The 19,185-nt window shown below is 70.0% G+C and carries 16 protein-coding genes; 11 read left to right on the forward strand and 5 right to left on the reverse strand.

The window, feature by feature from the left end:
• Positions 1 to 88 precede the first annotated feature (88 nt).
• The 5 genes from ACEZDE_RS14635 to ACEZDE_RS14655 all read left to right on the forward strand — a co-directional run bounded on the left by ACEZDE_RS14635 (position 89) and on the right by ACEZDE_RS14655 (position 6,690).
• A complete protein-coding gene (locus tag ACEZDE_RS14635; protein ID WP_380536362.1) occupies positions 89 to 2,140 on the forward strand; it encodes a restriction endonuclease in 2,052 nt (683 codons plus the stop codon).
• A gap of 1,200 nt (positions 2,141 to 3,340) precedes the next feature.
• The gene (locus tag ACEZDE_RS14640; RefSeq protein ID WP_380536365.1) at positions 3,341 to 4,321 is read left to right on the forward strand and encodes a helix-turn-helix domain-containing protein; all 981 of its coding nucleotides are present in this window, start codon (positions 3,341 to 3,343) and stop codon (positions 4,319 to 4,321) included.
• The gene (locus ACEZDE_RS14645) at positions 4,318 to 4,503 is read left to right on the forward strand and encodes a hypothetical protein (RefSeq protein ID WP_380536368.1); all 186 of its coding nucleotides are present in this window, start codon (positions 4,318 to 4,320) and stop codon (positions 4,501 to 4,503) included. Before ACEZDE_RS14640 ends, ACEZDE_RS14645 begins: the two co-directional genes overlap by 4 nt.
• 165 nt (positions 4,504 to 4,668) lie before the next feature.
• Entirely contained in the window at positions 4,669 to 5,754 is a 1,086-nt protein-coding gene (locus ACEZDE_RS14650) for a family 2 encapsulin nanocompartment cargo protein terpene cyclase (RefSeq protein ID WP_380536371.1), read from the forward strand.
• Positions 5,755 to 5,835: 81 nt separating this feature from the next.
• The gene (locus tag ACEZDE_RS14655) at positions 5,836 to 6,690 is read left to right on the forward strand and encodes a geranyl diphosphate 2-C-methyltransferase (protein ID WP_380536374.1); all 855 of its coding nucleotides are present in this window, start codon (positions 5,836 to 5,838) and stop codon (positions 6,688 to 6,690) included.
• 34 nt (positions 6,691 to 6,724) lie between these two features.
• Here ACEZDE_RS14655 and ACEZDE_RS14660 read toward each other — a convergent pair whose 3' ends face one another.
• Positions 6,725 to 7,753, reverse strand: coding sequence for a hypothetical protein (locus ACEZDE_RS14660; RefSeq protein WP_380536377.1), 1,029 nt, complete (start codon positions 7,751 to 7,753; stop codon positions 6,725 to 6,727).
• 139 nt (positions 7,754 to 7,892) lie between these two features.
• Here ACEZDE_RS14660 and ACEZDE_RS14665 point away from each other — a divergent pair, with 139 nt between their 5' ends.
• The 6 genes from ACEZDE_RS14665 to ACEZDE_RS14690 all read left to right on the forward strand — a co-directional run bounded on the left by ACEZDE_RS14665 (position 7,893) and on the right by ACEZDE_RS14690 (position 15,737).
• On the forward strand, positions 7,893 to 10,253 hold the full coding sequence (locus ACEZDE_RS14665) for a right-handed parallel beta-helix repeat-containing protein (RefSeq protein ID WP_380536380.1): 2,361 nt from the start codon (positions 7,893 to 7,895) through the stop codon (positions 10,251 to 10,253).
• A gap of 53 nt (positions 10,254 to 10,306) precedes the next feature.
• On the forward strand, positions 10,307 to 12,565 hold the full coding sequence (locus ACEZDE_RS14670; protein ID WP_380536383.1) for a right-handed parallel beta-helix repeat-containing protein: 2,259 nt from the start codon (positions 10,307 to 10,309) through the stop codon (positions 12,563 to 12,565).
• A 426-nt stretch (positions 12,566 to 12,991) separates the two neighbouring features.
• The gene (locus ACEZDE_RS14675) at positions 12,992 to 13,156 is read left to right on the forward strand and encodes a hypothetical protein (protein ID WP_380536386.1); all 165 of its coding nucleotides are present in this window, start codon (positions 12,992 to 12,994) and stop codon (positions 13,154 to 13,156) included.
• Between the two features lie 49 nt (positions 13,157 to 13,205).
• The gene (locus tag ACEZDE_RS14680) at positions 13,206 to 13,499 is read left to right on the forward strand and encodes a Dabb family protein (protein ID WP_380536389.1); all 294 of its coding nucleotides are present in this window, start codon (positions 13,206 to 13,208) and stop codon (positions 13,497 to 13,499) included.
• Between the two features lie 167 nt (positions 13,500 to 13,666).
• The gene (locus ACEZDE_RS14685; protein ID WP_380536634.1) at positions 13,667 to 14,629 is read left to right on the forward strand and encodes an RNA polymerase sigma factor SigF; all 963 of its coding nucleotides are present in this window, start codon (positions 13,667 to 13,669) and stop codon (positions 14,627 to 14,629) included.
• Between the two features lie 187 nt (positions 14,630 to 14,816).
• Positions 14,817 to 15,737, forward strand: coding sequence for an RNA polymerase sigma factor SigF (locus tag ACEZDE_RS14690; RefSeq protein ID WP_380536392.1), 921 nt, complete (start codon positions 14,817 to 14,819; stop codon positions 15,735 to 15,737).
• 13 nt (positions 15,738 to 15,750) lie between these two features.
• On the opposite strand, the gene ACEZDE_RS14695 is transcribed toward ACEZDE_RS14690, so the two are convergent.
• The 4 genes from ACEZDE_RS14695 to ACEZDE_RS14710 all read right to left on the reverse strand — a co-directional run bounded on the left by ACEZDE_RS14695 (position 15,751) and on the right by ACEZDE_RS14710 (position 19,125).
• Entirely contained in the window at positions 15,751 to 16,587 is an 837-nt protein-coding gene (locus ACEZDE_RS14695; RefSeq protein WP_380536395.1) for a tyrosine-protein phosphatase, read from the reverse strand.
• Between the two features lie 95 nt (positions 16,588 to 16,682).
• Complete coding sequence (locus tag ACEZDE_RS14700) at positions 16,683 to 16,874, reverse strand: hypothetical protein (protein WP_380536397.1); 192 nt, start codon at positions 16,872 to 16,874, stop codon at positions 16,683 to 16,685.
• A gap of 32 nt (positions 16,875 to 16,906) precedes the next feature.
• Positions 16,907 to 18,169 (reverse strand): enolase C-terminal domain-like protein, encoded by a 1,263-nt coding sequence (locus ACEZDE_RS14705; protein ID WP_380536399.1) that lies wholly within the window; start codon positions 18,167 to 18,169, stop codon positions 16,907 to 16,909.
• An 11-nt stretch (positions 18,170 to 18,180) separates the two neighbouring features.
• Positions 18,181 to 19,125 (reverse strand): 5-dehydro-4-deoxyglucarate dehydratase, encoded by a 945-nt coding sequence (locus tag ACEZDE_RS14710; RefSeq protein ID WP_380536402.1) that lies wholly within the window; start codon positions 19,123 to 19,125, stop codon positions 18,181 to 18,183.
• Positions 19,126 to 19,185: the final 60 nt, after the last annotated feature.

Here is a 19,185-nt window from a genome sequence, read left to right on the forward strand (position 1 = left end):
TATTCGCTCTATAGTGCTATGCCGCTATTTGTCAGCACCTGCCCCTACTCTCAGGCGGAGCAACGAGTAGCGCGGCGAAAGGGAGCAGATGAACAGCGGCCGACGCGTACCAGCCAAGGCGTGGCGTGACCGGAGCAACTCAATCGGCTACCTCCAAGGCGGCACGGAAGCCCAGGTGGCCATGCTCCGGCAAGTGCTCAATCAACTGCCTTGCGCGGGCGATGAAGTGCTGGCGTGGCGGACGCCGGAGGGGAAGCCTGTCAGCGGACGATGCGAGGACCTGTGCCGGCGGATGCTTTCCCCTCTGGGTCTCGCCGAGCGGCCAGGCGAAACTCAGTGGCAGCCAAGTGCCCACGCGCGGCAATGGCTGGCAAGTGAGGACAACTCCTTCCTGACAGCTCATCTGCACACCCATGTGAAGTTCTTCGGTGAACTCCTTCAGGCGATTGGGGACCAGACGAAGCATGCAGATCTGCTGGAGGTAGCGACCGAGACATACGGGCTGAACTGGTCAACTCTGTCTCCGGTGCGGGACCGCACCGGGTGGCTCAGGAGTCTGGGGATGGTCGAACTGTGGGGTCAACGGGTCGTCAGGACCGAGTTGGGGGACGCCCTGCTGGAGGTCCTTCCACTCTGCCCGCCCGAGACCGCCCGGGGAGAAGGGGAGGATGCCGTCGAACTGGACGGCAGCGAAGAAGCGCTGCCGGAATTCTTCGGCGATTTCATACAGTTGGAACAGGTTGATCTCAGGAACCGTCGTGCTCTGATCGGCTACATCCCACGGGGAATCGCTTCCGACACTCGCGACGGGGACTCGGCTCTGACAGTGACCGCCGCCCTGTGGAGGCTGGTGGAGCTGTTGAGCGACGGTGCCGGGCTCGAGGAGTTCGGCGAGCTGTGCGGCAGCGAGTTCAGCATCAGCAGGACGTCCTTCACCTCCGTGACGCACGCCCTTCGTCACATCGGACTCGTCGAGCAGACGAAGTTCAATCACTTCGCGCCAAGCGAGAACGCACACCGACTCGTCGACGAGGGAAACGAGCGGCTGCTCGCCGCCTATCTCCACGCGCGGTATCTGTTTTTCGGTGAGATCCTGCTCCACCTGGGCAAGTCCGCGACGACCTCGGCGCTGGTGAGCGTGGCGAAGGAGGTGTACGGCTACATCCAGGCCTCAAACGGAGAGATCCGTCTCAGGCTAGCCTTCCTCCAAGACGCGGGCCTCGTCGAACGGATGGACTGGCAGCGGTTCCGGGTCACCGCAGCAGGACGCAGTTTCGCGAAGGGCCTGACACTTCAGCTGCCTGTCGAGGACGAACCAGAGGCGAACGATCCGGCAGAACCGCAGGATGCTCACTCTTGCCTGTTACCCGATGGGATCATCGACCAGTTGCGGCAGTACGGCAATGTCGGGACGGATAGCCAGGAGTTCGAAGCGGCCGTCGGCCGTGCCTTCGCGTTCCTCGGCTTCCAAGCCGAGCACCTCGGTGGCTCGGGTCGCAGCGACGTGCTCGGCATCGCACAGTTGGCCACCAAGGACCGCTACCGGGTCATCGTGGACGCGAAGAGCTCAGGGAACGGCCAGGTAGCCGAATCCAGCGTTAAGTTCGACGCACTGCGCGACCATAAGCGCAAGCACAAGGCCGATCACGTTCTCGTCGTAGGCCCGGAATTCGCTCCACGACTTAAGAATTGGGCAGTGGAGCACGAGGTCATCCTGCTGCACATCGAGGACCTCGCAGTTCTGCTCACCCGCCACTCGCAGAACCCGATGCCCCTCACCGAACTCCGTGACGCCTTCTCCCGCGTCGACACGTTCAATGACGACCTGGCCGAGCGGTACTCGGCACTGGAGCGGCGCTCACTGCTGATGGGCAGAATCATCGGCCTAGCCTTCCAAGAAGCTGTGGACGAAGACCCCGTCGACGACGGGTACATCAGCGTAGAGAACATTCTCTACGCCCTGCGGAAGGAGTTCACTCCCCGCCCCTCCCGGCAGGAGGTGGACGAGCTGATCGCGTTTCTGGCGAGTCCTGTCGTGACAGCGCTGGAATCCGTCAAGGGCCGCCACAAGCTGATCGACTCACCTCGGAATCTGGCGCTACGTCTAGCTGGTCTAGGTGGCAGCGTCTCCACGGGCTGAGCGGACAGCCCTCAGTACATCTGCCCGAGACGCTAAGGCAGGGTCCCGCGCACGCAGTCTCGTCTATGGACTCATCCGCTGGCGTTCGGCTGTGTACGGCATTGGTCGATCGGTTCATGCGCAGGGCGCTGACCAGTGCAAACGCAGGTCTAGGCTCTCCCGAACCGCCGCGGACGGCCACTATGATGCAGGTGCAGACCTCGAAAGCGTGGGGGCAACTTCACCGTGGGTTCGAATCCCACCGCTACCGCTCTGAGCAGCAACGATGAGGCCAGGCTGATGTCGAGCCCCAGCGCGGCCACATCGGCAAGCGGGCCAGGTTGCCCCCCACTGCCGGCCACTTCACGTCCACCGATGGTGGGTGCGCTATCACGTCCTCCGGCACGTCCTCGCCTTCGCAGGCCGGCCGCCATGCGAGTCCAAGGGCAATAGCAGATAGCGCTCAGTTTGGTGGATCTTTCAGTGACTTCGTGCGGCCATGCTGGGAAAACGCGTAAGACGCGGTGATTTCGGCCTATTTATGGGCACTTGGAGGTCACCGACAGTCGCGTTAGCGTCGCCGTCGGACGCGCAGCGCCCGGCGGTTCGGGAAAACCGTCGACCCGAATGCTGCGCGCCCTCACATTGACGTCAACCGAGGACGAAACCTTGAAAAGGCCACCTCAGCCACGACGGTCCAGGCTCCGAACGGGGCCTGCTCGCGGTGCACAGCCTAACGCGAACGACAAAAGCATCCGAAGGATGAACCGATTGGGCAAGCGTGCCCAACAGTGCATCGTCTCTAGGACGACCCGCGAGCCGCACACCTCCGCGGAGATGTGCCAGCCCCCGCGTGACACCCAGACGCGACCCCGTGCAACCCGTCATCGCGTCAGGCCGCCCCGCTCGACCACGCCGTCTCCGACCCGACCCGGCCCACTATGGTTTCGTCGTCCGACGCCCGCAGATCGCATCGCAATCGGCGACGAATCCCCCGGTTCCCCCACCACTTTTCCCTCAGCTTCTAGACGGAGGTCCACCATCATGCCCGGCGCTGTCTGCGCATGCTGCGGTCGACAGTTACAGCATCAGGCCACTGGCCGCCCAAGGAAGTTCTGCTCCACCAAGTGCCGTCAGACCACGCACCGCACTCAGCGCCGCCTCCCCCCGGACAGCACACCCAGCAGCGCGCGCACCCCGCAGCACGAGGACTCCGGCCAGGTGCCGGCACCCGCGCCCGGCCCGGCCCGGCCCGCCGTGCACAACAGCTCCCCGAGGATCCTGGCGGGGCAGGCGATCGACGACATCCGCGATATGCAGGATGCTCTGCGCCAGATCACCCGCAACCTCAACCAAGGTGCCCGCGCCGTGGAGGCACTGCCCTACGTGGTCGACCTCGACCGCCAACTCCGGCAGCTGACACGCACACTGACGACCCTCGCCCGCGACCAGCGCACACCCTGGCGGCCGATCGGCCACGCCCTCGGCGTCAGCCCCGACACCGCCCGCGGGCACTACCGCGGCGACCACGCGGAGTGGCGGCTGCGCCGCACAGCCCGGCCCGGAAGGCCCGGAACCACCCCCGTGGCTCCGGCCCCGGACAGCCACACCGCGCCGATCTCCGTCCACGACCCGGGCCCCGCCGCCAACCGCCTCTCCCCCCTGTTGTCCAGGCTGGCCCGCCGGTCCGGACTCACCGGCCAGACCATCGCCGACCACCTCGACTGTTCCCCCTCCTACCTCTCCCGGGTTCTGAACGGCGAACGCGTTCCCACCTGGACCCTGACCGAACGCTTCGCCCGGCTCTGCAACGCCGACCCGGCCCAACTGCGGCGACCGTGGGAGGTCGAGCGCCTGCGCGAGCGACACCCCCGCCCCGCGCTGCTGACCCCGGTCGGCGGCGAGGCCGACGACCTCGCCGCCTTCCGAACGGCCCTGCGCGCCCTGTACATCCGGGCCGGCCGGCCCCACGACAGGGAACTGGCCCTGGCGATCCAGTGTCGCCTGGCCGACGACCGGATCCACACCATCCTCAACGGCCCCTCGCTGCCCACCCGGGACGAGACCAAGGACGTCGTCCGCGCCCTGGCCGGCGACACGGTCGAGTTCGACCGGCTCTGGCAGGCCGCCGCGCGCACCCCGGGCCCGACGGCTGGATCCGGCGACACGTCCACCGTCTCACCGGCAGCAGGTAGGCCGTGAACGAGAAAGCACGGCTGCTCGCTGTCGGCGTCGCCGTCCTGATCGCGGTGATCGTGGCCTTGGTCGCCTACATCCTGGCCAAGGCCGAGCGCTGCACTACCATCACCGCGTTCAAGACCGCGACCATCGCCTTCGCGACAGCACTGACCCTCGGCTACGGGATCATCGCCGTCATCACCTAGAACCGCTTGAGCCGCGCTGGTCTCAGCTTCGAACGTCCGGGGCCGTTACCCCGAATGGGTGTCGAACATGTGCACTCAATCGGGGAATGGTCCGGGCCCGCTCCGCCCGGCACGCTGGAACCGATGGAAAGCCGTCAGGGAGCAGCACCGGCGAGGAGCCCACCTGTGCATGAGTCCGTCGTCAAAGCCGAGTCCGGCCACGTGTTCTCCGGGCCGACGGGACTGGGCACCTCCGCGGCCCGTCTGGTCCGGGCCGAACCCCCGCCGTCCGAAGGGTCCGCGGAGCGGTCCGCGATCCGCGTCCCGCCGCTGCACTGTCCCGACGCCGTGCGGGACGATCCGGCGCTCGGGGAGGAGGTCAACGACCGGCTGGTGGCCTGGGCCGCGGAGGTCGGATTGTTCAGCGGACGGCTGGAGCGGCTGAGGTCGCATCAGTTCGGGCGGCTGTTCATGCTCGCCCATCCCGACTGCGACGATCCCGACCGGCTGCTGGCCGCGGCCAGGTGCGGGCTCGCGGAATGGGCCGTGGACGACCACTGGGTCGACGAAGGGGATGACACCACACCGGAGTTGCTCGGTCCGCGGCTGGCGCTGACCCATGCCGTGGTCGACCCGGTCCGGCTCCCCGCGCGGTACATGGCACAGTTCGAGCAGGTAGTCGAGCGGGAGCCGGTGCTCCGCGCCTTCCGCTCCGCCCTCGGCCACCTCTCCGGAATCGCCAGCCCCACCCAGGTGGCCCGGCTCCGGCACGAGTTGGCGGTGATGTTCGTGGGCTACTCGCAGGAGGCCCAGTGGCGTTCGTCCGGGCGCACCCCCGCGGTCTGGGAGTACCTGCTGCACCGGTACGAGAACGCCTTCTTCCCGTGCATGGTGCTGATCGACCCGATCGGCGGCTACGAGCTGCCCGCCCACGAGTTCGCGGATCCGCGGGTGCGCCGCACCTATCTCTACGCGGCCACCGCGAACGTCCTGCTCAACGACCTCTACTCAATGCACAAGGAGGACCCGACCGACACCAACCTGCCCAACCTGATCGCCGCCGAGGAGCGGTGCACGCTGCAACAGGCGGTCGACCGGGCCGCCCTGATCCACGACGAACTGATGTACACCATCGAGGCCGAGGCCGCGGTGCTGAGCGCGGCCGGCTCGCCCCAGTTGCGGCGGTTCCTGACCGGGCTGTGGGACTGGATGGGCGGCAGCAAGGAGTGGCACGCCACCAGCCCCCGCTACAACAGCCCCGCCGCGCAATGACGTTCACCTCACCTCACTTCACCATCACTTCACCACCCTGTTGATCCAGACGAGCCAGATGACCCCAGAGAAGGAGTCACCATGACCGCCATCCAGGATTCCCCCGCCCTCGCCAGCCCCTACCAGCGCTCCGTCGCCTCGTACTGGAACGCGGAGAAGAATCCGGTCAACCTGCGCCTGGGTGACGTGGACGGCACGTACCACCACCACTACGGGATCGGCGAAGCGGACTGGTCGGTACTGGAGGGGCCGCAGGGCACCCGCGAGGAGCGGACCATCAAGGAGCTGCACCGGCTCGAGTGCGCCCAGGCCGACCTCCTCGCCGACCACCTGGGCGCCGTCACCGCCACGGACCGGCTGATGGACGCTGGTTCGGGCCGCGGCGGGGGGAGCTTCGTCGCCAACCGGCGGTTCGGCTGCCGGGTGGACGGGGTGTCCATCTCGGAGACCCAGGTCGCCTTCGCCAACGAGCGGGCCCAGCAGACCGGCGTGGCCGACAAGGTGCGGTTCCACCTGAAGAACATGCTGGACACCGGCTTCGAGACGGGCGCGTTCCGCAGCATCTGGAACAACGAGAGCACCATGTACGTGGACCTGTCGCTGCTGTTCGCCGAGCACTCCCGGCTGCTGGAGCACGGCGGGCGCTACGTCACCATCACCGGCTGCTACAACGACGCCTACGGCCTGCCGTCCAGGGCCGTCAGCCAGATCAACGCGCACTACATCTGCGACATCCACCCGCGCAGCGCCTACTTCAGGGAGATGGCCGCGAACCGGCTGGTGCCGGTCGACGTGGTGGACCTCACCGCGGCCACCATCCCCTACTGGGAGCTGCGCGCGCGTTCCTCGGTGGCCACCGGGATCGAGGAGGCGTTCCTGGACGCCTACAAGGGCGGCAGCTTCCAGTACCTGCTGATCGCCGCGGACCGGGTCTGACCGACTCGGACGACGGTCCGGGCAGCGAAGCCGGCTAGGTAGCGAAACCGACGTGGACGTGGTCGTGGTGGGTGTCGTCGGAGAAGAACTGGTTCCCGGTTCCTCCGGACAACTGCCGCGGCCCGCCCACGTTGTAGGAGCCGGCCGCCGCCGCGGCCCGCATGAAGCCGTCCACCAGGGCGTGCGGGGTGGACGGGTCCACCACCGCGTGGCCGTCGATGCGCCAGACGTCGAAGGCGCGCCCCTTCGGGTGGTCGCTCGGGCGGGAGGTGCCGAAGACGTCGATCGGATGGCCCGAGCGCACCACGCTCAGCTCGATCCGGTGCGCCCTGGCCAGCGTCAGCATCGCCTCCAGCGCGCTGTCGTGGACGTTGCCGCTGCGGACGTCGGCGAGGGCGGCCGGCGGCAGGGTGATCGCGTCGGAGGCGAGCACCGCGTGGGCTGGTGCGCTCAGCCCGGAGACGGCCGGTCCTGGCTGGGCCGGTTGCAGCGCGGTGACCCGCCACTGCGGCTGCGCCCGGCTCAGCCGCACGTCCACGGTGGTGCCGCCGACGGCGACCGCACCGCCGGCATATCCGCCGGTGTCGTCCGTCCACTGGCGGCAGACCACCAGGACGCTCGCCGAGTCGCTGAGGATCCCGCCGTACTGCGCCTCCAGCACCTGCAGCGCGGCACGCGGCGACGGGCCGAGCAGGGCTGCGGCCTGGGCGGCGAGGGCCGGGTCGTACCCGGCCGCGGCGGCGCGCTGCCGGGCGGCGCCCTGGCCCTGGCCGCCTTCGGGCCAGCTGCCCAGGGCCTCGATCAGCCGGACGGCACGCAGCTTGACGGCCGGTTGGATGTCGATGCTGCTCGGCTGCCAGGCTTTCGGCACCGGCAGCCCGGCGGACGGGCTCACCGACGGGCTCACCGAGATCGTCCCGGACGGCCCGGTGGACGCCGTGACTCCGGACGGCGCGGCTCCGCTGCCGCCGGTGCCGGGCCGCGAGCCGCCGCAGCCGGCGACCGTGCCGAGGACCCCCGCCGTCCCTGCGACGAGCAGGCTGCGTCTGCTGAGAGTGCTCACCGCACCAGTCTGCGCCCCTTAGGGCAGAAGGTCGGTTTTGGGAACCGAACGGTCAGTGCTCATACCATCGTCTTACCTGCAAAGACGGACCCTCCGGGGTAACGTTCCCCAGTTGTCTGTGGACCCATCTGGGGGAATCTTGTCGCACCGCCCGTCCGCCGCGCTGGCCGCCGTCGCGCTGGCCGCCGCCATCGGCCTCCCCGCCCTCGCGGCGGCTCCGGCCACCGCCGCCGCGACCACGCTGTACGTGAACAACAACACCACCGCGCACTGCAGCGACAAGGGCACCGGCACCGCCGCCCAGCCGTACTGCACCGTCTCAGCCGCCGCGGCAGTCGTGCTGCCCGGCCAGACCGTCAGGATCGCCCCGGGCCAGGGCTACAACGAGGAGCTGGACATCACCCGCTCCGGCACCGCCGCCGCCCCGATCACCTTCGAGGGCGTGCAGGCCGACCCGGACTCGGACGACAACTACGCGGTCAGCCTGGGCAACACCTTCACCGGCCCCCAGCAGCAGATCCCCTACGCGGTCAAGGTCGACGGCGCCCAGCACATCGTGGTCCAGGGCCTCTCCCTGATGGCCGACGACGCCAACGTCCGGGTGCAGAACTCCTCGGACGTGGTGATCCGGAACAACTCCAGCATGAGCGTGTCCGGCGACTCCGCGCAGTTCCAGATAGCCGGCACCTCCTCCGGGGTCACCGTCACCCAGAACCAGTTCCAGGACGCGGGGGCGCTCGGCATCGACGTCGCGGCCGGCGCCACCGGGACGGTCCTCAGCAGCAACCTGATCCCGACCAGCGGCAAGAACTCGATCACCGTCACCGACGCCCCGGGCACCGTGGTCACCGGCAACACCCTGATGTCGGGCTGCGCCCCGGCGCTGGTGCTGGCCGGGGCCTCCACCGGGGCGACCGTCGAGAACAACGTGATCGAGGCCGCGCAGTACGAGTCGGCTCCCGCGCAGCCCTGCCCGGCCGGCTCCAAGGACACCGGGATCACCGTCGCCGCGGGCTCCACCAGCGGCACGAAGGTCGCCTACAACGACATCGACCCCAAGAGCGGCGGCCCCGCCTACTCCTGGGCCGGGACCAGCTACTCGACCGTCGCCGCCTTCGCCGCGGCCAGCCACCAGGGCTCGCACGACCTGCTGGCGGACCCGCTGATCGCCGGGGACAACGGCTACCCTCTCAGCCGGACCTCGCCGGTGGTCGACTCCGCTGACGCGAACGCCCCGGGCGAGACCGCGACCGATGTGATCGGGGATCCGCGGGTGAACGTCAGGACCGTGCCGAACACCGGTACCGGGTCCGGCTTCTACGACCGCGGCGCGCAGGAGTTCACCGGCGTCGGCTCCTCGTTCACGACGGTCGCCCCGGTGCGGGTGCTGGACACCCGGGCCGCGATCGGCGTGAAGACCACGGTGCCGGTCGCGCCCGGCGCCACGGTGACCCTGCCGCTGGCCGGTACCCACGGCATCCCCACCGACACGGCGAACCTCGGCGTGGTCCTCAATGTCACCGCGGCCGACACCAAGGCCGCCGGACACCTGTCGGTCTACTCCCAGTACGACGGGATCCAGCCGGGCGGACTGCCGCTGTCCACCCTGAACTGGAGCAAGGGCCAGGTCATCGCGAGCCTGGTCACCGTCCCGATCAGCCAGAACAGCGTCTCCTTCACCAACCACAGCACCGGCACGGTGAGCATCGTCGCCGACCTCTCCGGCTACTACGCCATGAACGGCGACAGCGGCTTCAGCTCGCTGCCGCCCACCCGGATCCTGGACACCCGCTCCGCGAAGGGCGTGTCGACCAGGACCCCGGTGCCTGCAGGCGGCACCGTCTCGCTCAAGGTCACCGGTGTCGGCGGCGTCCCGGCGAGCAACGTCACCGCGGTCGTCCTGAACGTGACCGCGACCGGCCCGACGGCCAGCACCTACGTCTCCGTCTACCCGGCCGGGCAGAGCCGTCCCACCGTGTCGAACCTCAACCTGAGCGCGGGTCAGACCCTGCCGAACCAGGTGATCGTGCCGGTCGGGACCGGCGGCAAGGTCACCTTCTACAACCACTCCGGCAGCGTGCACCTGGTCGCCGACGTGGCGGGCTACTACAGCCCGAACGCGGTGCAGACCTTCCACCCGTCCGACGGCTACAACTTCCTGGACACCAGGACGGCGCTCGGCGTGCCGACCACCACCCCGCTGGGCGCGGGCAAGTCCATCGCGGTGGCCCCGCTCGACTCGGTGTACGTCAACCAGGGCGACAAGGTCTCCTCGGTGGTGCTGAACATGACCGCGTTCCAGTCCACCGCGGCCAGCTTCCTCAGCGTGTACCCGCACGGCACCGCGCTGCCGACCGCGTCCAACCTCAACTGGGCGCGCGGCCAGGCCGTCTCCAACCAGGTGATGGTGCCGGTCGGTTCGGACGGCAAGCTCAGCCTCTACAACCACACCGGCACGGTCGAGCTGATCGGCGACTACGCGGGCTACTTCGCGCCCTGACCGGCGCCGTCCCAGCACACCTCGAACCACCGACACAGGTTAGGACGCCCTCCGTGCGCCACAGACGCCTCGCTCCACCCGCCGCGCTGCTCCTCGGCGCGGCGCTCGCCCTGCCGGCGTTCACCGGCACCGCCGCACACGCCGCCGTGACCACCCTCTACGTCAACAACGCCGCCGCCGCGCACTGCAGCGACAAGGGCTCCGGCACCGCCGCCCAGCCGTACTGCACCGTGACTGCGGCAGCCGCCGTGGTCACGGCCGGACAGACGGTCCTGGTCGCCCCCGGGACGTACCCGCAGCAGCTGACCATCACCCGGTCGGGCACGGCCGCAGCCCCGATCACCTTCAAGGGGTACCGGGCCGCCGGGGACAACGGCGACGGCCTGCCGCAGATCGGCGAGGACAGCGGCGACGGCCTGGACACGCTGCACGGGATCGTGGTCAAGGGCGCCCAGCACGTGCTGGTCGAGGGGTTCGCACCGATCGGCCAGGTGGACTCGATCGCGGTGACCGGCGGCTCCCAGTACGTCACGGTCCAGCAGAACCTGCTGAACATCACCGGGATCTCGGTGACCGGCTCCAGCCACACCGTGCTCTCCACCAATATCGCCGCTGTCATGGTCGACACCGCGATCTCCGTCTCCACCTCCCCCAGCACCGTCGTGACCAGCAACACGGCCACCAGCCAGTGCGACTACGGCATTGCGCTCGACGGCAGCTCGCCGAACGCGGTGATCGAGAACAACGTGGTCGACTCGGCGGCCCTGGGCAACGGCGGCACCGCCTGCCCCGCCGGTTCGACGGACACCGAGTTGGTGGTGCCCACCGGTTCCACCACCGGGACGAAGGTCGCCTACAACTACCTCGGGACGGTGAGCGGCGGCCCGGCGTACCAGTGGGGCGCCCACACCTACTCCACCCTCGCCGCCTTCGCTGCGGCCAGTAAGCAGGGCTCGCACGACATCCTGGGCGACACCGGGACGGCGGGCAGTTACGACAGCCCCAACCAGCCCGCCGTGGACTCCGCCGACGCCTCCGCGCCCGGTGAGCTCAGCACCGACTTCCGCGGCAACCCGCGGGTGGACGTCCGCTCGGTGCCCAACACCGGTACCGGCGTCGGCTACTACGACCGCGGCACCAGCGAGCAGGGCACCGGCGCCGCCTACGCGCCGCTGTCGCCGAAGCGGGTGCTGGACACCCGGTCGGCGGTCGGGGTGCACACCACCACCCCGGTGGCACCGGGCGGCGCGGTCACCATCGACCTCCGCGGTGCCAAGCAGATCCCGGCCGGAGCGGAGGGCGTCGCCCTGAACGTGACGGTGACCGGCGGCAGCGCCAGCGGGACCCTGAAGGTCACCCCGACCCATCCGTTCGACGGCGGCGGGTACTCCACCACCATCGCCAAGGTCGCGGTGAGCAACCTGACCTGGACCAAGGGCCAGAGCGTAGCCAACCTGGTGACGGTCCCGGCCGGCGCCGACACGGTCACCTTCACCAACGTCAGCTCCGGCACCGTGCATGTGGTGGCCGACCTTGAGGGCTACTTCTCGGAGACGGCGGCGAACGGATACACCGCAGCCACACCGGTCCGCGTCCTGGACACCCGCGCCGCAAAGGGCGTGCCCGGGACCAAGCCGGTGGGCAGCGGAGCCACCGTGGCGCTGCCGCTCGGCGGGAAGTACGGCATCCCGGCCTCGGCCACGGCGGTGGTCCTCAATGTCACCGTCACCGCGCCGAAGACGGCCGGCTACCTGACCGTGTACCCGGACGGGATCGCCCGCCCCACGGCCTCCAACATCGACTTCGCCGCGGGCCAGACCATCCCCAACCTGGTGGTCGTGCCGGTGCACAACGGCAAGGTCGACTTCTACAACCACTCGGCTGGCGTCCATGTGGTCGCCGACCTGGCGGGCTACTTCAGCCCGAGCGGGCTGGCGACTTTCCAGACCCTCACCCCGATCCGCCTCCTGAACACCGTGGCCACCAGTGGCGACCCCACCGGCCCCACTCCGCTGGCACCGGGGGCCTCTCTGACCGTCGACGTCGACCAGCTGTACGGCATGGGAGGCATGAACCCCAAGGCACTCCTGCTCAACCTCACCGTGCTGGACACCAAGGCGGCCGGCTACCTCACGGTCTACCCGTACGGGTCCAAGGCTCCGGTCGTCTCCAACGCCAACTGGACCAAGGGCGCCAGCGTCTCCAACCTCACGCTGGTGGCGGCGAAGAGCGGCAAGGTCGTGATCACCAACCACAGCAGCGGCAGCGTCGACCTGCTGGGCGACCTGGAGGGCTTCGCCCTGAACTTCTGAGCGCAGGCCCCGGCAACGGCCCCCGCAGCGCAAGAGACGCAAAAAGGCCCCTCGCCCAGGGTGTTGACCACCAAGACCCGGGCGAGGGGTTCCTCACGACCGTCGAAGGTCGAGGGGGGAGCGGCTACAGGGGGACTGGCCGCTCCCCCGGGTGAAGCCCCGCAACCGGCCGTCGCCGTCAGGGGGGCGATAGCGGCGGTCGGTCCCACAGTGGGGGCTCCGATCTGCGTACCGGGCGGTCCCTGCCAGTCTCGCTCGGTACGTTCTCCACTCTGCTGCAGACGGCGCCGCCGCGCACCCGGCGGGAGTCCTGTTCCCGGGGGACCTTCGTCCCGCCGGGCTCACGCGGCCTTTAGTCCGATCATCCGGCAAACAGAGCGCTAGGCTTCGGCCATCGGGTGTGGGGCGCGGGGAGGCGGGCGGGTCATGGGGCAGGCCAAGAAGATCGCGATGTACCTGCTGGTCATCTTTGTGCTGTATACGATCATCACGGCGCCGGTGCGCGCGGCCGACCTGGTGCAGGTCGGCTTCACCGGCATCTCCAACGCGGCCAAGTCCGTGGGAACCTTCATGAGCAGCCTGGTGAAGTGACTCCCGGGCGGCCCGAGTCCCCTCCCGAGCCTCCCGAGGAGTTCGTACGATGATCCGTCACCTGGTGCTGTTCAAGCTGAACGAGGGCGTCGCCAAGGACGAGCCGCGGGTGCTGGCCGGCGTCGAGGCGTTCCAGGCCCTGGGCAAGCAGATCGACGAGCTGCGCGCGTGGGAGTGCGGCTGGAACATCACCGTGCGGGACATCGCCTACGACTTCGCCATCAACAGCCTGGTGGACGACCCCGCCGCGCTGCAGGCCTACCTGGCCCACCCCGCGCACCAGGCCGGGGTGGCGCTCTGGCGCGAGTTCGCCACCTGGGTCGTCGCCGACATCGAGGTCTGACGCCGGATGGCGGCGCTGATTCACCCGCTGGAACACCCTTGGCCAACACACCTATATAGGGTGCTTGCCCTACTAGCATCCCACTTGTGATGCTATGACCGGTTTGCCGGATGGTGAACTGGGGCACGCGTTGCGCCTCACGGGAGCTCGCGAGGGGTGGCGTGTCGGTGCAGACACAGGGGAGCGCGAAGGACGAGGGTGACGCACCCGCGGCCCCCGTGCCGGTACCGGAGCAGGCCGCCGAGGCCACCGCGACCACGTCCGCCACCCCGCCCATCCCGACCGCCGCCCCCGCCCCGGCCGCATCCGTCCCGACCCCGCCCGGCCCGGCCGCCCCGCCCCCCAGCGAGGCCTCGACCATGGACCCGGGCCGGGTGGACGTCCGCACGCTCACCCGGGTCCTGTTCGAGCGGATGGCCGAGCTGACCCCCGGCACCCCCGAGCACGAGCACGTCAGGGCCGCCCTGATCGAGGTCAACCTCCCGCTGGTGCGCTACGCCGCGGCCCGGTTCCGCGGGCGCAGCGAGCCGATGGAGGACGTGGTCCAGGTCGGCACGATCGGGCTGATCAACGCCATCGACCGGTTCGACCCGACCCGGGGCGTGCAGTTCCCCACCTACGCGCTGCCGACGATCCTGGGCGAGATCAAGCGCTACTTCCGGGACAACGTCCGCACCATGCACGTGCCGCGCCGGCTGCAGGAGCTGTGGGTCCAGGTGAGCGCCGCGATGGAGGACCTGACGGTGGCCCACGGGCGGATGCCGAAGATCCCGGAGATCGCCGCGAACCTGCGCATCCCCGAGGAGGACGTCCGGGCCTGCCTGGACGCCGGACGGGCCTACAACGCCACCTCGCTGGAGGCGACCCAGGAGAACGACGGGGGCCTCGCCCTGCTCGACCGGCTCGGCTACGAGGACTCGGCCCTCACCCATGTGGAGCACAGGGACATGGTCCGACATCTCATGGTCCAGCTGCCCGACCGTGAGCGACAGATTGTGATGTTGCGTTTCTTCGGCAATCTGACGCAGTCCCAGATCAGCACCGAGCTGGGAATGTCGCAGATGCACGTATCCCGGCTGCTGGCAAGGATCTTCGCCCGTCTGCGCAGCGGCAACACCTGGGACAACTGAGCCGCACCCCTGGTGACAATCCGTCACATTCTCCACCAACCCCTCTATTGCAGCGCGTTACCATCGCGTGACGGCTGGTCGTGTTGGGGTTTGCGAGGGATGCTGTGCCGGTATCCCAGTGGAGGTACGTCGAGTCGTCGTCTTGTCGACTCGGATCGCGGTGGCTTTGTCGACATGAGGGGGTAGCGTGTCCGTAGACCTGGGCAGCCCTGAGATTCTCTCCAACGCTGCGGTTCTCCCCGCCCCCCGGGCGGCCGAGACCGAGCCCCCCGAGCCCGACGCCCTGATCGCCGCGGAGGCGGCCGAGCACGAGGTCGACCAGCTCGACCAGGAGGTCGAGCAGGAGGCGCTCGACACCCGCTCGCTCTCCCGCACCCTCTTCAAGCGGTTCGCCACGCTGACCCCCGAGGACCGCGACCACCCGTACGTCCGGGACACCCTGATCGAGCTGAACCTCCCGCTGGTCCGCTACGCCGCGGCCCGCTTCCGCAGCCGCAACGAGCCGATGGAGGACATCGTCCAGGTCGGCACGATCGGCCTGATCAAGGCGATCGACCGGTTCGACCACGAGCGCGGGGTCGAGTTCCCGACCTTCGCGATGCCGACCATCATCGGCGAGATCAAGCGCTTCTTCCGGGACACCAGCTGGTCGGTGCGGGTCCCGCGGCGACTGCAGGAGCTGCGGCTGTCGCTCACCCGGGCCGGGGACGAGCTGGCGCAGAAGCTGGACCGCTCGCCCACCGTCGCCGAGTTGGCCGTCTGCCTCGGCGTCAGCGAGGAGGACGTGGTCGAGGGCCTGGCCGTCGGCAACGCCTACACCGCCAGCTCGCTGGACACCGCGCCGACCGACGAGGACGGCGACGGCCCGCTCGCCGAGCGCCTCGGCTACGAGGACGCGGCGATGGAGGGCGTCGAGTACCGGGAGTCGCTGAAGCCGCTGCTGGCCCGGCTGCCCGCACGCGAGCGCCGGATCATCATGCTGCGCTTCTTCGGCAACATGACCCAGTCGCAGATCGGCGAGGAGATCGGCATCTCGCAGATGCACGTCTCCCGACTGCTCACCCGCACCCTGGCCACCCTCCGCGAGGGCCTGATCGCCGAAAGCTGACCGCGGCAGCAGCTCAGCCCGCGTCCGAGCCCGAATCCGCGTCCGTCAACAGGTTCTTGCGCAGGGCGGCCAGCGTCGCCGCGTCCAGGCCCAACCCCTCGGCCAGGAACGCGTCGAAGCTCGGCCAGCCCTCCGCCACCGCGTCGAACGCGGCGTCCAGGTAGGCCGCCTCGGCGCGGATCACCGGCATCATCAGGCCCGGGTCCTCCATCACCGCGTTGGTCCGGAACACCTCCATGACCCGCTCGGTCAGCGCGGCCGAGCGCTCATTGGTGAGCAGGTAGTCCGCGTAGACGGTGTCCCGGTCCACGCCCAGCGCGGTGAGCAGGACCGCCGCGGTCCAGCCGGTCCGGTCCTTGCCCGCCGTGCAGTGGAACAGCACCGGGGCGGCGTCCGGGTCGGCCGCCAGTCGGACCGCCGCGGCGAACAGCGCCCGGATCCCCGGGTCGGTGACGAACCAGCGGTACATCCCGGCCATGATCCGCTCGGCGCCGCCGTTGCCCAGCAGCGCCTGCTGCGCCACCGCGTCCTGGCCGGCCAGCACCTCGCGCAGGGACAGGTAGATATCGTGCTCGGGCGAGTACACCGGCAGCGGCACCAGCCGGGCGCCCTCGGGCAGCCGATCGTCCCCGTTCTGGGCAACCTCGTTCAGCCCGCGCAGATCGACCACGGTACGGACGCCGAGACCGCCGAGCAGCTCCACGTCCGGGTCGGTCAGCCGGCTCAGCGCATCGGCCCGCAGGGCCAGCCCGCGGCGCACCGTGCGTCCGTCAGCCGTGCGGTATCCGCCCAGGTCGCGGCCGTTGGGCGCGGCGCTGAGGCCAAGGGCGCGGGCAGTTTCCGGCGGCATTCGGCGTCTCCTGGGATCAGGGCAGCACGATGCCGACCGCCGCGCGGTGGCGGGGGTCGGCAGGGTGACGGCGGTCGGCGGGGCGGCGGTCGGGGCTACTTCATCGCCAGGTAGACGACGCCGACGACGACGATCAGCGCGATGACCGCACCGACCACGATCAGGCCGGTGCGGCTGCCGCCGCTGGCGGCGGTGGCGGGCTGGGGCTGCGGTTCGTCGACGAACGCCCGGAACATCTGGGTGCTCGCGGACGGGTCCTCGACGGGGCGGTTCTGGTAGTCGGACATGGGAAGTGACTCTAGCCAAGTCCGCTACGACCTCACCAGCCCGGCGTGTTCGGCGTGTAGCCGGGCCGCACCCGCTGCATGTACCCGGTGTCGTCGCGGCGTCGCAGCCCGCAGTCGAGGTAGAGCCGGTGCAGCCGCTCCAGCGCCTCCGGGTCCAGCTCGACGCCCAGGCCGGGCCCGCCGGGGACGGCCACCGCGCCGTCCGTGAAGCTCAGCGCGCCGGGCACGATCACGTCCTCGTCCTCGCGCTTCCAGGGCCAGTGGGTGTCGCAGGCGTAGCTGAGGTGCTGGGTCGCCGCCGCGAGCTGGACCATGGCGGCCAGGCTGATCCCCAGGTGGCTGTTGGAGTGCATGGACAGCCCGACGCCGAAGTTGGCGCAGAGCGCCGAGACCTGCTGCGAGTGCCGCAGCCCGCCCCAGTAGTGGTGGTCCGAGAGCAGCACGCCGATGGCCCGCTGCCGCAGCCCGGGGTCGAGGTGCTCGGGGGCGACCACGCACATGTTGGTGGCCAGCGGCATCGGCGCCTGCCGGGCCACCTCGGCCATGCCCTCGATGCCCGCGGTCGGGTCCTCCAGGTACTCCAGCACGCCGTCCAGCTCCGCGGCGACCTTGAGCGAGGTGGGGACGGTCCAGGCGGCGTTGGGGTCGAGCCGCAGCGGCAGCTCCGGGAAGGCGGCGCGGAGCGCCCGGATCGCCGCGATCTCCTGCTCGGGCGGGAAGACCCCGCCCTTGAGCTTGACCGCCTGGAAGCCGTAGCGGTCGATCATGCGGCGGGCCTGCCGGACGATGCCGTCCGGGTCGAGCGCGGCGCCCCAGGCGTCCTCCTCGCCGCCCGGGTGGGCCGCCCACTTGTAGAACAGGTAGGCGGAGAACGGCACTCGGTCCCGGACCGCGCCGCCGAGCAGGTCGGCGACCGGACGGCCGACCGCCTTGCCCTGGGCGTCCAGGCAGGCCACCTCGAAGGCGGAGAAGACCGAGAGCACGGTCTTGGAGCTGGACGAGCCGCCGGTGAGCCCGTGGCTGTCGGCGAAGGCGCCGCCGCCGATGACCCGGGCCACGGCCTGCTCGATCAGGCCGAGGTGGAACACATCCATCCCGGTGACCGCCTCGGCCGCGGCGTCCAGCAGGGCCAGGAAGGCGTCGTCGCCGTAGGACTCGCCGAGGCCGACCACTCCGTCGTCGCAGTGCAGCTGGATCACGCTGCGCAGCGCGTAGGGCTCGTGCACGCCGACGGCGTTGAGCAGGGCCGGGTCGTGGAAGGCGACCGGGGTGACGGTGACCTGACGGATCTTCACGGGGGTGCCCCTCAGCTCTCGGTTGCGGTGTGTGCGGCCAGGACGGCCCGGCCGGCGGCGATGACGCGGACCAGTTCGTCCACATCCTCCTCGCGTGCCTCGACCAGTGGCGGCCGGACCGGGCCGACCGGCAGGCCCTCGCGCCGGGCGGCGGCCTTGACCAGCGAGACGGCATAGCCGGGGACCCGGTCGCGGAGGTCGGCCAGCGGCAGCAGGAAGGCCGCGAGCAGGGCGTCCACCAGCGCGTCGTCGCCTCGGTCCAGGGCGCGGGCGAAACCGTGGGCCAGGTCGGGGGCGAAGGCGTGCACCGCGGAGGAGTAGCTGCCGACACCGATCGCCCGGTAGGCGCGGGCGGACAGCTCGGCGGTCGGCAGGCCGTTGAGGAAGGAGAAGCTGCCGGCCCGTTCGTGCCCGCTGGTGCGGACGGTGGCGACGATCCGCTGCATCTGCTCGATGTCGCCGAGGCCGTCCTTGAGGCCGACCACCTGCGGCAGGTCCAGCAGCGCCAGCGCGGTGGCCGGGCTGAGCCGGGCGTTGGCCCGCTGGTAGACGATCACCGGCAGCGGGCTGTCCGCGACCACGTAGCGGATGTGCCCGAGCACGCCCTCCGGGCTGGAGCTGACCAGGTACGGCGGCAGCAGCAGCACGCCGTCCGCGCCGCACTCGGCGGCGTCGGCGATGAACTCGCGGGCCGCGGCCGGTCCGCCGCCCGCGCCCGCGAACACCGGGACCCGTCCGGCCACGGTCTTCACGGCGAGGGCGACCGCCTCGCGGTACTCCTCGCGGCTGAGCGCCGTGAACTCCCCGGTGCCGCAGGCGATGAACACGGCGGTGGCGCCGGCCGCGACCTGCTGCTCGACATGGAGTCCGAGCACGTCGAGGGCGAGCCGGTCGTCCTCGGTGAAGGGGGTCAGCGGGAAGGAGAGCGGCGGGGTCAGTACGGCGTGGAGGTCCATGGGGCTCCTCAGCGAGTCAGCGAGGCGTGATGTCACGTTCATGTTCGTGAACACGATTCA

The sequence above is a fragment of the Streptacidiphilus cavernicola genome (assembly GCF_042510955.1).
GTDB lineage: Bacteria > Actinomycetota > Actinomycetes > Streptomycetales > Streptomycetaceae > Streptacidiphilus > Streptacidiphilus cavernicola.